A 12952-nucleotide genomic window follows, 5' to 3' on the forward strand; every position below is an offset into this window, starting at 1 on the left:
GCATGAATACACGGAAATCTTTTCGTATTTTCGAAACAATGTTAGACTAATACGTATGAAAGCATCGCGAAAGGAGCGTTCCTTACAAAATGAAAGTTAAAAAAATTAGTCCACGCGGATATTGCTACGGCGTCGTCGATGCCATGAAGCTCGCCAACGAAGCTGTGGCCAACCCAGATTTACCGCGTCCTATCCATATACTTGGCATGATTGTCCATAATCGTCATGTCACCCAAGCATTCGAGGAACTCGGCGTCAAGACGGTCGACGGTGAGGATCGAATGAAAGCACTCGAGACAATTGATCGTGGAACGGTCGTCTTTACCGCCCACGGCATCTCGCCGCTCGTGCGTAAGCGTGCCATTGAGAAAGGCTTGACGATTGTCGATGCCTCGTGCCCGGATGTACTGGTCACCCACGATTTGATTCGCGAAAAGACAGCGGTCGGCTATGAAGTCATCTACATCGGCAAGCATGGCCACCCGGAACCGGAAGGCGCGATGGGCGTCGCTCCAGGAAAAGTTCATCTCGTCCAATACGAGAGTGACTTCGAGGCGCTCCCGGCTCACCTGTATGATGCAAAAATTCTCGTCACGAACCAGACGACGATGAGCCAATGGGACGTCTCGGCTTTGATTGAGATGATTCAAGAACGGTATCCTCATGTCGAGGTCCACAACGAAATCTGTAACGCGACCCAAGTCCGACAAGAAGCTGTCGCTGAACAAGCCGGTGACTGTGAACTATTGATCGTCGTCGGTGACCCGAAGTCGAACAACTCGAACCGTTTGGCCCAGGTCTCGAAAGAGATTGCAGGCACGAACGCCTATCGCATCGGCGACTTGAGCGAACTCGACCTGGCTTGGCTCGAAGGTGTCGAAACGGTCGCCGTCACGTCAGGCGCGTCGACACCGACACCAATCACAAAAAAAGTCATCGACTTCTTGACCCAATATGACCCGCTCGATTTGAGCACGCACGATAAGACGCCATATCTTGAACTGCGCAGCATTCTTCCGAAAGTGAAGGCGCTCCGTAAATGACATGAACCCCCGTCCTCTCATGAGGTCCGGGGGTTTTTCGTTTAATCATCAGTAGAAGCGGAACGGGTTTGTATCGGCTTCCGAAACAAACAATTCGACATCGAGTTTCGCACGTTCACACTTCTCGCGCATCACGTCGACGACGCCTTGCTTCATCACGCTCTCCACGTGATGACCCGGGTCGACGACAGAAAGTCCGAGCGCCATTGCATCGTGGGCCACATGGAAGTACAGGTCGCCCGTCACATACGCATCCGCACCTTTGAAATGGGCTGCCGATACGTATTTATTCCCGTCCCCGCCGAGCACCGCCACTTTCTCGATGATCCGGTTCGGATCGCCGACGACACGGACGGCTTCGACGTCAAAGCTCGTCTTGACGTGTTCGGCGAACGACTCAAGTGTGAGAGGCACCTCGAGACATCCGATACGACCGAGGCCGAACACGGGCCCGTCAATGTCGTCACGAATCAAATCGTAGGCCACTTCTTCGTATGGATGCGCGTCCGTCATCGCCTTAAGCACTCTTTTCTTTTGGCTCTCCGTGACAATCGTCTCGATTTTCACTTCTTCGACACGCTCCGTCTTGCCATGCTGACCGATGTACGGGTCGGACCCGGCAAGCGGAGTAAACTGCCCTTCTCCTGAAACAGTGAACTGGCAGTCCCCATAATCCCCAATTCGGCCGGCGCCGGCACGTCCTAGCGCATCCGAGACGGCGGTCCGATGGGTCACCGGAACGAAGACGGACAGCTTATACACCGGTTCTTCATACGTTGGAATGAGTACCGTCGGGTCGACGAGTCCAAGTGCCTGACTCATCCAATCGTTGACCCCGCCCTGACAGACGTCCAAGTTCGTGTGGGCGACATAGACGGCAATGTCATGCCGGATGCATTTCATGACGATCCGGCCAGCGGCACTGCGATCGTTCACTTGCGCAAGCGCGCTGAAAATGGGTGGGTGGTGGGCGATAATCAAATCGACGTCTCGCTCGATCGCTTCATCGACGACCGACTCGAGCACGTCTAGCGTCACCATGACTCGTCGTACCGGTTTATTCAACGTACCGATTTGAAGACCAATTTTATCGCCCTCGACCGCGAGATGTTTCGGGGCGAACTCCTCAAACAATTGAATGACATGATTTCCGTTCGCCATCAGTTGCTCACCTCTCTCATTTTGTCACGCAGCGTCTTGAACTCCTCCTGTTTGCGGATGAGCGCTTCGGTTTGGGCACCTGCCGCCATCTGACCGAGCACGTAATCGAGCTTGTCCGCCTCGCGGCCCCATTTCATTTTGAACGCCTCTGGGCGTGTCGTGAGCAAGTACGGTCCGAACATGAGCTGCCACGCGCGTTCTGTGTCATCTAGGCTATAGCACGTCTCCGTGCCACGTTCGCCGACGAGAATCTCGTATACTTTGTCATTCTCTTCAACGATTGATTCCGCGACTAGGACGAATCCTGCGTCGAGCAACCATTCGCGGACGTGTTGCCCGTCCACGTTCGGTTGCAGGACGAGCCGTTCGACCGCTCCTAACTTGTCACGGCCGCTCTCTAAAATCGACCGAATCAAACTTCCGCCCATCCCGCAAATCGAGATGCATGTCGCCTCATCTGCTTCGAGGACGGCGAGCCCGTCACCGAGACGGACGTCGATGTTTTCGGTCGCCCCGATGAGCTCGACTTGAGCTTTGGCCGCTTCCATCGGTCCACGGTTCACTTCGCCTGCGATGGCGCGGTCGACGATGCCTTGCTGAACGAGATAGCATGGCACGTAGGCGTGGTCAGAGCCGATGTCCGCCACTACACTGCCTTTCGGAATGAAATCGACGACTTGCTTCAGTCGGCGGTCTAACGTCACTTGTTCTTGCATAGGGACAACTCCTTTTTCTACTTCTTCACTATTAGGGTAACGAATATTTATATCCAGGACAATAAAAAACGTACCCCAGAAGGAGTACGTTTCACCCTTATTGTTCGAGCAACCAAGTCGCGAGTACGTCTGCTTCTTCGGCAGTCGCGAGACCGGCTGGCATTGCACCTTTACCGTTGACGATGATGTTTGTGATCTCTTCCGCCGATAAACGTTCGCCGACGCCTGTCAACGCAGGACCGACGCCACCTTCGAGATTTCCACCGTGGCAACCTGTGCAGCCTTTCGCCGCGTACAAGTCTTCCGGGTTCATCTCAGTGACCGACGGACCTTCAGCAGCCTGCTGAGCTTGGTTCACGCCAAAATACGATAATGAGACCATGGCAATGATTGCGACGATCGCGATCGCTGCAAACGGTAACAATGGATTACGCATTGTATTTCCCCCTCATGTTCATTCCAAATTTCTACCCATCACTATTTTACTCAAAAAATAATAAAGAAGGAAGGAAAATCACTCATTTTCCTTCCTTTCTTCTAAAACTTCACATTTTATTCAAAAACACAATTAATCAAGGAAGTCTTTCAAGCGTTTCGAACGGCTCGGGTGACGGAGTTTCCGGAGCGCTTTCGCCTCGATTTGACGAATCCGCTCGCGGGTGACGCCGAACACTTTCCCGACTTCTTCGAGCGTGCGCGTACGGCCATCATCGAGACCGAAACGGAGACGGAGTACGTTTTCTTCGCGGTCCGTGAGCGTGTCGAGCACGTCTTCGAGTTGTTCTTTGAGTAGCTCATAGGCAGCGGCGTCTTGCGGTGCCATCGCATCTTGGTCTTCGATGAAGTCGCCGAGGTGCGAATCATCCTCTTCCCCAATCGGTGTCTCGAGCGAGACAGGCTCTTGGGCGATTTTCAAGATTTCACGCACTTTTTCAGGTGTGAGTTCCATCTCTTTGGCGATTTCTTCAGGTGCCGGTTCGCGCCCGAGGTCTTGCAACAGTTGACGTTGAACACGAATCAACTTGTTGATCGTCTCGACCATGTGGACCGGGATCCGGATTGTCCGAGCTTGGTCGGCGATGGCGCGGGTGATAGCTTGACGAATCCACCACGTCGCGTACGTCGAGAACTTGAACCCTTTCATGTAGTCGAACTTCTCGACGGCTTTAATGAGGCCCATGTTTCCTTCTTGAATCAAGTCAAGGAAGAGCATACCGCGCCCGACATAACGTTTCGCGATTGAGACGACGAGACGGAGGTTGGCTTCGGCAAGACGTTTCTTCGCCTCTTCGTCCCCTTGTTCAATCCGTTTCGCGAGTTCGGTCTCATCTTTCGCACTGAGGAGATCGACGCGGCCGATCTCTTTCAAATACATGCGGACCGGGTCGTTGATCTTAATACCTGGCGGGACGGACAAGTCGTTCAAATCGACCTCTTCGTCCTCTTTTTTGGTTGGTGTTTCTTCGGCATCGGCCGCATCTTCTGTGACGCGGATATCTTTACCTTCTAAGTCTTCAATGAAGTTATCGATAAAGTCCGAATCCACCTCGAAATGGCTGAGGCGATCTTGGATTGCTTGCATGGATACGACGCCTTTTTTCTTACCTAATTTCTCGAGTTCGTCTATGGCGTTAAATAAATCCTCTTTTTTCTTCTCTGCCATCTAGCAGTTCAACTCCTTCCAAACTTCCTTCACGTTCATCGTTCACGAAGACGACGACTCCGGGTAATCAATTCTTGTAACTTGGATGCCTGGTCCACTATACTTTCGGCATCTTGTCCGATTTCCCTTTTCGCTCGTTCGATTTGACGCTGTTCCTCATAACTGTTTATGACCTTAATGTATTCATCTAAAACCTCTTCGGTCAGTTCGTCCGGTGCGGACATGAGCCGAATCTCGGCATACCGATTCGCATAGTCCGGACGTTGGTCACAATAGCGCTCCATGAACGGGGGCGCCACTTGTTCGAATTCTTCATGCGTCATGTCCTCCGAGACGATCTCATAGAGGGCCGTCGCCAGCATGCGATGCACTTCGTCCTGATAGGCTAGCCCGAGGCGGTCCCTGACGAAGCGGACCCGCTCCGGACCACTCAGCATGGCCCGAAGTAACAGCTTTTCGGCTTTGACATAACGCGGTTCATTCGTCTTAGATGAACGCCGGCGAACCGGTTCAGCTTCCGGCACTCGTTGGGGTGCGATTTCTTTCGGTCTTGTCGAGGGCATCCGTGACAAGAATGTCTCGACTGGAATCTCAAATTCGTCGGCCAGCTTTCTCACATATAAATCACGTCGAATCGAATTGTCCGTTTTACTGATTTCCACAAGCATAGATTCAATAAATCGAATCCGTTCTCCTTCTCGATTCATGTTTTTCCCACGCCGTAGCGTCCGGTTCATGAAGTCGAGGACGGATAAACGCTCCGATTCGACAAGTCTGTGCCACTGCTCCGCCCCGTTCGTCCGAATATAATCATCCGGGTCGGTCTTCTCAGGTAACATCAGCACCTGGACATCGAGCGGGTAGCCCTCGAGCAAGCGGACGACTTTCATCGTCGCTTCTTGTCCGGCCGTATCACCGTCATAACAGATGATCACTTCTTCGACCATGCGAGCTAACGCACGGGCATGCTGCGTCGAAAACGCCGTCCCGAGCGACGCGACGACTTCCTTCGTCCCAGCTTGCGCGACTTGCAAGACGTCGACGTTCCCTTCCACGAGCACGACCCGTTTTTGCTTTCGCATCGTGGCCCGTGCCTGTGAAAAGCCGAAGAGGAGTTCGCTCTTGTTGAACAAGGGCGTATCCGCCGTGTTGACGTACTTTGGCTGTCGCTCATCGATCGCCCGTCCGCTAAATCCGACGATGGTGCCGTCTCGATCCGCAATCGGAAAGACGACTCTGCCTTCAAACCGGTCAAAATATTCACCGGACCTTGACTTAGAAATCAACCCCGCCTCCACCATGACCTCGAGGTCGAAACCTCTTCGTTCCAATGAATCAACGGTAAAACGGCGATGATCAGGCGCATACCCGATCTTATACTGTCCGATCGTCGTCTCCTGTAGACCGCGCGCTTGCAAATACGTCAATCCGACTTCGCCCGCTTCGGTCTTCATCAACACTTCATGATACAAATCCGCCACGACACGATGGGCATCGCGCATCTGTTTACGAATGACTTGGTCTCGTGACAACTCCTCATCGCCAGACACCCCGCCCTCGATGGCGATGTTCGCCCGCGTCGCGAGACGTTCAATCGTCTCAGGGAACGACAAACCTTCTGTCTCCATGACGAACGTAAATACGTTCCCGCCGGCTCCACATCCAAAACAATGGTACATCCCTTTTTCCGGGGACACGGAGAACGATGGACTGTTCTCCGAGTGGAACGGACAGAGACCGACGAGGCGATGGCCTTGCTTCTTCAATTCAACGCGTTCACTGATTAAATCAACGATATCTGTGGCTTGTTTCACTTCCGCAATGACTTCATCCGGTATTCGCGGCAACTCGACCACTCCCTATCCAAACTCGCAACGAAACGGAACGCTCACCACGTTCCGTTTCACTGTAATGTCAGTACTCTATTATACCGTTAACACCAGTCGATTACTAATCCGAGTACTCAATCGTCTTTCGATTGGTCGAGCATCCGTAAAATGATGCCTGCCGTCTCTTCGACGGCTTTGTTCGTCACGTCGATGACCTCGCAACCGATTCGTTCGTAAATCCCTCGGGCATACTCGAGTTCACGATTGATGCGTTCGAGTTGGGCGTAGTCGGCCTCCGGTTTCAAACCGAGCGACTTCAACCGTTCCATCCGAATCGAAATCAACTTATCCGGCGAGATGATCAACCCGACGCACTTGTCAGGCGGCAAATCGAACAGTTCTTCCGGCGGGCGTGATTCCGGCACGAGCGGTACGTTGGCGACCTTATACCGCTTCAACGCCAAATATTGTGAGAGCGGCGTCTTGGATGTGCGTGATACGCCGACGAGGACGATATCAGCTTTTTTCAAGCCTCTTGGGTCACGTCCGTCGTCGTACTTGACCGCGAACTCCATCGCTTCGATTTTCCGGAAGTAATCCTCATCGAGACGATAGATGAGTCCCGGTTTCTCGCGCGGACTCTCTCCGAGTTGACCAGCGAGCACGTCGAGTAAGTCGCCGAGCAAGTCGACCGTCTTCACGTCATGCTCTCGTCCGAGTTGAACGAGGAGGGCCCGATGCTCTTCGTTGACCAACGTGAAGGCGATGACTGCTCCTTGGGCACGCGCTTGTGTCACGACATCGTGAATCGTCTGTTCATCTTCCACGAACGGAATTCTAAGCGTCTCAATCGCATTCTCGTGGAACTGGATGCTCGCGGCGCGGACGACGAGTTCACATGTCTCCCCGACCGAATCGCTCACGACAAATACGAGTTGTTTTTGTGTCAGTGTCAAACCAGATTCCTCCTCAGAACGACTCATCGTTGGCGAGTGCGATCAATACTTTCGTCATGTTCGTCTTCGTCATGCGACCGAGCACGATCAGCTTGCCGTCTTTCTCTTCGACGACTGGCATGGCATCGATTTGTTTCTCGATCAGCTTCATCCCGGCCCGAATCAACGTCTCACTCTTCTCGCACACCGTGATGTTCGGCATGCGGGTCATGATGACGTTGACCGGCAATTGATCCAAGTCTTGATTGCCGATGGCGGCCCGAAGTAAGTCTTTACGTGACAAGACACCGACGAGCTCGTTGTCCTTGCCGACGACGAACAGCGAACCGACGTCTTCTAAAAACAAGGTCACGACGGCGTCATACACCGTCATCTCGTCACTGACGACTTTCGCGGACGACATGAAGTCGCCGACCGTCAATGAATCCAATTTTTCCCGAAGCAGGGATGAGTTTCGTTTGCCGACGAACGTGTAGCCGACACGTGGCCGGGCTTCTAGTATTCCAGTCATCGTCAAGATGGCCAGGTCCGGGCGGAGCGTGGCGCGAGTGAGCGACAGCTCTTGCGCGATCTGCTCACCCGTGATCGGTCCGTTGACCCTGACGATCTCAACGATCTTCTGTTGGCGTTCATTCAGCTGCATAGCCAACCCCCTCAAGTTTGGTCAGAGTACGAGCGCGCTAAAGTCGGCGACGCTCTCGATCGTCATGGCGAGTCGTTTCATCTCGCGCAGACGGTTCTCGCGAATCGCTTCAACGTCGCTCATGACCATTGTATTTTCGAAATAAGCGCTAATCGGTTGTTCCAATACGCGCAATGACGCGATCGCTTGATGATAATCCCCATCCTCGACGGCTCGCTCCGTTTCCGGTAGCGTCGCTTCGATGGCGACATGGAGTTCGTTCTCTTCTTTGTTTTCGAACAATGCCGGATCGACCTCTCCAGCCTCACCTTTCTTGGCGATATTGACGACACGCGTCAATTGCTCAATGAGTAGTTTCGCATCGTTTGCGAGCATGGCTTGAACCGCGTCCGCTCGGGCATCGAGCCGGTTGATGGCGAGCTCTGTCGTCAATACGGCGTCGATGACGTCATAACGGACTTGCCGTTCTTGGAGACGATACTTCAGGCGAAGCATGAAGAAGTCTTTTAGTTGCGCCTTGACTTGTTCTTTATCGGCATCATAAAGTCCTGCCTGAAGTTGCGAATCGACAACTTGTGAAAGTAATTTGTCGAGTGGGAGCACAATCTTCCAATCCGCTAGAATTTGGACGACCCCTTGGGCTTGACGACGAAGCGCGAACGGGTCTTGCGAACCGCTCGGAATCATGCCGATTCCGAAGAATGCAGCGATCGAATCCAATTTATCGGCTAGTGCGAGAACCGCACCCGTTGGCGTCGATGGTGACGCGTCGCCCGCAAAGCGTGGCATATAGTGTTCACGGATGGCCGCGGCCACTTCTTTGTCCTCACCTTGTTGGAGCGCATACTTCTCACCCATCACCCCTTGGAGTTCTGTGAACTCATACACCATTTGGCTGACGAGGTCGAACTTATGGATGGCACCAGCCCGGGCGACTTTGGCTGCATCCGCATTGAACAATGGCGCCAGCGTTCCGGCGAGTTGTTCTACGCGACGGACCTTGTCTCCCGTCGTGCCCAACTTCTCATGGAAGACGATGCGGTCGAGACGGACGAGTTGATCGTCAATCTTCGTCTTTTGGTCTTCCTCATAGAAGAAGACGGCGTCTGCCAAGCGGGCCCGGATGACCTTCTCGTTCCCTTTGGCCACGTTTTGAAGATGGTCTGCGTTCCCGTTACGGACGGTCACGAAATAGTTTTTAAGCGTTTCACCGATATAGACCGGGAAATAGCGTTGGTGCTCTTTCATCGTCGTGATCAATACTTCTTCCGGAAGTTCGAGATAGCTTGCATCGAATTCACCGAACAGCGCAGTCGGCCATTCGACGAGGTTCGTCACTTCCTCGAGCAATGAGGCGTCGAGCGGAACCGTCCACCCTTGTTCTGAAGCCAACTCGTCGATTTGACGCTCAATGCGGGCCTTACGGTCTTCATATGACGCGACGACGAATTCGCGTTCGAGCGTCTCGGCGTAGCCGGCCGGCTCGGCGATCGTGACGTCACCTTTACTCAAGAAGCGGTGACCACGTGTCACGTTTCCTGTCTTTACGCCTTCGATTTCAAAATCAATTTGCTCGGCACCGAACAACGCGACGAGCCAACGAATCGGACGCATGTAGCGGAGACTGCTCGTGCCCCACTTCATGTTTTTCGGGAACGTCATACCACGGACGACGTCTTCGAGTGCCGGAAGCAGCGTGCTCGTCGCCTGACCTGACTCGTGACGGTCTGCGAACACGTACTCGACACCTTTCTCTTCAGCGAAGTACAAGTCGTCGACCGAGAGACCACGGCCACGGGCAAACCCAGCGGCTGCTTTCGACCAGTTTCCTTCAGCGTCTTGAGCGATCTTTTTCGCCGGTCCGCGAAGCGTCTCCGTCAAGTCTTGTTGCTTCTCTTCGACGTCTTTGACAAGAACGGCGAGACGGCGCGGTGTTGAATAGACGGTCAATGTCCCGAACTGGACACGGGCGTCCGTCAAGAAGGCGGTCACACGCTCTGCCAATTGTTTCTCCGAACGGAGGACGTATTGCGCTGGTAATTCTTCAAGTCCGATTTCTAATAAAAGGTCACGCATCAAGGGCACCTGCTTTCTCTTGGTTCAAAAGTGGGAAACCGAGACGTTCCCGCTCTTCGATAAATTTGGCAGCACACGCACGGGACATGTTGCGGACACGTTGGATGAAACCGGTCCGTTCCGTCACCGAGATGGCGCCTTTCGCATCGAGTAGGTTGAACGTATGCGAACATTTGAGGATATAGTCGTAAGCCGGGAAGACGAGGTTCTCGTCAAGGGCACGCTTCGCTTCTTTTTCGTACGTATCGAACAACGTGAACAACATGTCGACGTCTGAAAGTTCGAACGTATATTTTGAGTGTTCATACTCGGGCTGGTAGAAGATGTCCCCATACTTGAATCCGTCCGTCCAGACGAGGTCAAACACGCTCTCGACTTCTTGGATGTACGACGCGAGACGTTCGAGACCGTATGTGATCTCGACGGCGATCGGGTCACACTCGATGCCACCGACTTGTTGGAAATACGTGAACTGGGTGATCTCCATCCCGTTCAACCAAACTTCCCAACCTAGACCGGCCGCGCCGAACGTCGGGTTTTCCCAGTTGTCTTCGACGAAACGGATATCGTGCTCGAGTGGGTTGATTCCGATCAACTCTAAACTTTCTAAGTAAAGCTCTTGGATGTTGCTCGGTGACGGCTTCATGATGACTTGGAACTGATGATGCTGATACAAACGGTTCGGGTTTTCTCCGTACCGTCCATCCGCCGGACGACGTGACGGCTCCGTGTAACAGACGTTCCACGGCTCTGGTCCGAGACTCCGTAAGAACGTCATCGGGTTCATCGTACCGGCCCCTTTCTCAACGTCATACGCTTGCATTGTCAAGCAGCCTTTCGACGCCCAGAAATTTTGTAACGTCAAAATAATTTCTTGCACGGTCATGTGCTTCATATGTGACACCTCCAAAAGTATTGAAACGACAAAAAACGCCCCTATGTGCCATGCACATAGGGACGGGATTACCCGCGGTTCCACCCTACTTGCCTCGAGATGAGGCCACTCTTTGGATTGTGGGCGCTCCGGAATTGCCATTCACTTCCCCCTGGCGTTCGGCTCCCACCTCCCCGAACTCGCTGTACCCATGGCGTAAAAGCTACTCGTTTCCTTCATTGCGCACGCTATTTCATTTGTCTAATCGTAGATTATGGTATCGAATCTTGTCGAAAAAGTCAATCATCGTTCAAGTAAAGGCGTTGCATTTGATCGAGGACACGTTTCGTCTTCAGCCGCAAGCCACTGTATGATTCCATATAGGCGTCGAACAGCTGCCTGAGCAGAATCCGCGTCTCTTTTGTGAGCGGGACGTTACTGAATTCGGACAGCTCGTGTCGGCTCATCAAATAGAGGAGCTTCGCTAGACGTTCGCTCATGCGGGCCGACCCTTCTTCTTGGTGACGCGAGCAAAGAAAGCCACCGGCCGCCACTGAAAAATACATCGGGTCGGTCACATCGTTGCACCGGATGCAACCGGTCAAGACCGGTGCGACCCCGAGCAGGTGCAAAATCCGCAGTTCAAAGTGGTGCGTGATCACATCCGGGTCCATCCCTGCATTGAGCGCCTGCAGAGCATCGTTCAAGATGCGATAGAGCGGACGGTTCGGCACCCGGTCCTCGACGGTGCGGTCGACGAGCTCGAGCCAGTACATGGCGTACGCCATGCGCTCGACGTCTTTCCGGATTTCCGGATAGGACGTGATCACATCCGACGACTTCAGTTGACCGAGGCCACGGCTCGCCGGGAAAATATACACCGCCTCGACGAAAGGCTGGCTCGACGCATGCAGGCGACTGCCCGGCTTTTTCGCACCGCGCGCCATGACGGCGACTTTCCCGAGTTCTTCGGTGAACAACGTGACGACTTTGTTCGATTCCCCGTAATTGACCGTCCGAATGACGATTCCCGTGACCTTTTGCAACATGGCTTAATACTCGTCGTCGCGGAAACCGAGGTCGCGGAGTTGACCCATCTTGTTACGCCAATCTTTTTGTACTTTCACCCATAGGTTCAAATACACTTTTGTCCCGAGGAGCGCCTCGATGTCGTGGCGTGCTTCTGTCCCGATTTCGCGGAGCATCGCACCTTTTTTGCCGATGACGATTCCTTTTTGCGAATCACGCTCGACCATGATGACGGCCTCGACATCAATCATTTCCGAGTTTTCCCGTTTCTTGATCGATTCGATGGCGACCGCGATTGAGTGCGGCACTTCATCACGCGTCTTATGGAGCACTTTCTCGCGAATCAATTCAGAGATGATGAACCGTTCCGGGTGGTCGGTCACTTGGTCGGCCGGGTAATACATCGGTCCTTCCGGGAGCAACTTTTTGATTTCTTTAAGGAGCGGTTCGACGTTATTGCCTTGAAGTGCCGAGATCGGGACGTACGCCGCGAAATCGAGTTGGTTCGTATACTGCTCGATGACAGCCGGAATCTCGTCCGGATGAATCAAATCGATTTTGTTCATGACGAGAATGATTGGCGTATCGAGCCCTTTTAACTTCTCGATGATGAACTCATCGCCGGCGCCGCGCGGTTCCGTGACGTTGACCATGAAGAGGATCGCATCGACTTCACGGAGTGCGTTCGTCGCGACTTTCATCATGAAATCGCCGAGACGGTGTTTCGGCTTATGAATCCCTGGCGTGTCGATAAAGATGATTTGCGAATCATCCGCCGTATATACACCTTGGACCTTGTTGCGCGTCGTCTGCGGCTTGTCTGACATGATGGCAATCTTTTGTCCGATGACCCGGTTCAAGAACGTCGATTTTCCGACGTTCGGACGACCGATGATGGACACAAACCCTGATTTAAAATCTTCTTGATACATAGTGCACCTGCTTTCTAAATTTCCAATACG

The 12952-nt window shown here is 53.2% G+C and carries 12 protein-coding genes; 1 reads left to right on the forward strand and 11 read right to left on the reverse strand.

Annotation, left to right across the window (positions count from 1 at the left end; translation table 11 throughout):
• Positions 1-89 precede the first annotated feature (89 nt).
• Positions 90-1043, forward strand: coding sequence for a 4-hydroxy-3-methylbut-2-enyl diphosphate reductase (locus KNP78_RS00815; protein ID WP_214753094.1), 954 nt, complete (start codon positions 90-92; stop codon positions 1041-1043).
• A 48-nt stretch (positions 1044-1091) separates the two neighbouring features.
• Here KNP78_RS00815 and KNP78_RS00820 read toward each other — a convergent pair whose 3' ends face one another.
• The 11 genes from KNP78_RS00820 to era all read right to left on the reverse strand — a co-directional run bounded on the left by KNP78_RS00820 (position 1092) and on the right by era (position 12922).
• Positions 1092-2204: a Nif3-like dinuclear metal center hexameric protein gene (locus tag KNP78_RS00820; RefSeq protein ID WP_214823129.1), complete on the reverse strand. Its 1113-nt coding sequence runs from the start codon at positions 2202-2204 to the stop codon at positions 1092-1094.
• Positions 2204-2920: a tRNA (adenine(22)-N(1))-methyltransferase gene (locus tag KNP78_RS00825; RefSeq protein WP_034778092.1), complete on the reverse strand. Its 717-nt coding sequence runs from the start codon at positions 2918-2920 to the stop codon at positions 2204-2206. Before KNP78_RS00825 ends, KNP78_RS00820 begins: the two co-directional genes overlap by 1 nt.
• 97 nt (positions 2921-3017) lie before the next feature.
• A complete protein-coding gene (cccA, locus tag KNP78_RS00830; protein WP_021065699.1) occupies positions 3018-3356 on the reverse strand; it encodes a cytochrome c550 in 339 nt (112 codons plus the stop codon).
• Positions 3357-3488: 132 nt separating this feature from the next.
• Entirely contained in the window at positions 3489-4583 is a 1095-nt protein-coding gene (gene rpoD / locus KNP78_RS00835; protein WP_034778096.1) for an RNA polymerase sigma factor RpoD, read from the reverse strand.
• A gap of 35 nt (positions 4584-4618) precedes the next feature.
• Positions 4619-6439 (reverse strand): DNA primase, encoded by a 1821-nt coding sequence (dnaG, locus tag KNP78_RS00840; RefSeq protein ID WP_371819144.1) that lies wholly within the window; start codon positions 6437-6439, stop codon positions 4619-4621.
• A 107-nt stretch (positions 6440-6546) separates the two neighbouring features.
• Positions 6547-7395 (reverse strand): pyruvate, water dikinase regulatory protein, encoded by an 849-nt coding sequence (locus KNP78_RS00845; protein WP_214711413.1) that lies wholly within the window; start codon positions 7393-7395, stop codon positions 6547-6549.
• Positions 7382-8011 carry a transcriptional regulator CcpN gene (gene ccpN, locus KNP78_RS00850; protein WP_034778102.1) on the reverse strand — a complete coding sequence of 210 codons (630 nt, stop codon included), beginning with the start codon at positions 8009-8011 and terminating at the stop codon, positions 7382-7384. Before ccpN ends, KNP78_RS00845 begins: the two co-directional genes overlap by 14 nt.
• A gap of 21 nt (positions 8012-8032) precedes the next feature.
• The gene (glyS, locus tag KNP78_RS00855; RefSeq protein WP_214753089.1) at positions 8033-10087 is read right to left on the reverse strand and encodes a glycine--tRNA ligase subunit beta; all 2055 of its coding nucleotides are present in this window, start codon (positions 10085-10087) and stop codon (positions 8033-8035) included.
• Positions 10080-10973: a glycine--tRNA ligase subunit alpha gene (glyQ, locus tag KNP78_RS00860; RefSeq protein ID WP_371743415.1), complete on the reverse strand. Its 894-nt coding sequence runs from the start codon at positions 10971-10973 to the stop codon at positions 10080-10082. The genes glyS and glyQ overlap by 8 nt, the downstream gene beginning before the upstream one ends.
• 287 nt (positions 10974-11260) lie before the next feature.
• Entirely contained in the window at positions 11261-12010 is a 750-nt protein-coding gene (gene recO / locus KNP78_RS00865; protein WP_034778111.1) for a DNA repair protein RecO, read from the reverse strand.
• A gap of 3 nt (positions 12011-12013) precedes the next feature.
• The gene (gene era, locus KNP78_RS00870) at positions 12014-12922 is read right to left on the reverse strand and encodes a GTPase Era (protein ID WP_214753083.1); all 909 of its coding nucleotides are present in this window, start codon (positions 12920-12922) and stop codon (positions 12014-12016) included.
• Between the last annotated feature and the right edge of the window lie 30 nt (positions 12923-12952).

It is taken from the genome of Exiguobacterium sp. s28 (assembly GCF_018618135.1).
In the GTDB taxonomy this organism is placed as follows: Bacteria; Bacillota; Bacilli; order Exiguobacteriales; family Exiguobacteriaceae; genus Exiguobacterium; species Exiguobacterium mexicanum_A.

What these genes read in the sequence shown, in the direction of transcription:
- KNP78_RS00845 (WP_214711413.1), bottom strand. Translation starts at nt 7,395, where the DNA reads ATGAGTCGTTCTGAGGAGGAATCTGGTTTGACACTGACACAAAAACAA.
- glyS (WP_214753089.1), bottom strand. Translation starts at nt 10,087, where the DNA reads ATGCGTGACCTTTTATTAGAAATCGGACTTGAAGAATTACCAGCGCAA.
- era (WP_214753083.1), bottom strand. Translation starts at nt 12,922, where the DNA reads ATGTATCAAGAAGATTTTAAATCAGGGTTTGTGTCCATCATCGGTCGT.
- KNP78_RS00825 (WP_034778092.1), bottom strand. Translation starts at nt 2,920, where the DNA reads ATGCAAGAACAAGTGACGTTAGACCGCCGACTGAAGCAAGTCGTCGAT.
- glyQ (WP_371743415.1), bottom strand. Translation starts at nt 10,973, where the DNA reads ATGACCGTGCAAGAAATTATTTTGACGTTACAAAATTTCTGGGCGTCG.
- rpoD (WP_034778096.1), bottom strand. Translation starts at nt 4,583, where the DNA reads ATGGCAGAGAAGAAAAAAGAGGATTTATTTAACGCCATAGACGAACTC.
- KNP78_RS00820 (WP_214823129.1), bottom strand. Translation starts at nt 2,204, where the DNA reads ATGGCGAACGGAAATCATGTCATTCAATTGTTTGAGGAGTTCGCCCCG.
- ccpN (WP_034778102.1), bottom strand. Translation starts at nt 8,011, where the DNA reads ATGCAGCTGAATGAACGCCAACAGAAGATCGTTGAGATCGTCAGGGTC.
- recO (WP_034778111.1), bottom strand. Translation starts at nt 12,010, where the DNA reads ATGTTGCAAAAGGTCACGGGAATCGTCATTCGGACGGTCAATTACGGG.
- KNP78_RS00815 (WP_214753094.1), top strand. Translation starts at nt 90, where the DNA reads ATGAAAGTTAAAAAAATTAGTCCACGCGGATATTGCTACGGCGTCGTC.
- cccA (WP_021065699.1), bottom strand. Translation starts at nt 3,356, where the DNA reads ATGCGTAATCCATTGTTACCGTTTGCAGCGATCGCGATCGTCGCAATC.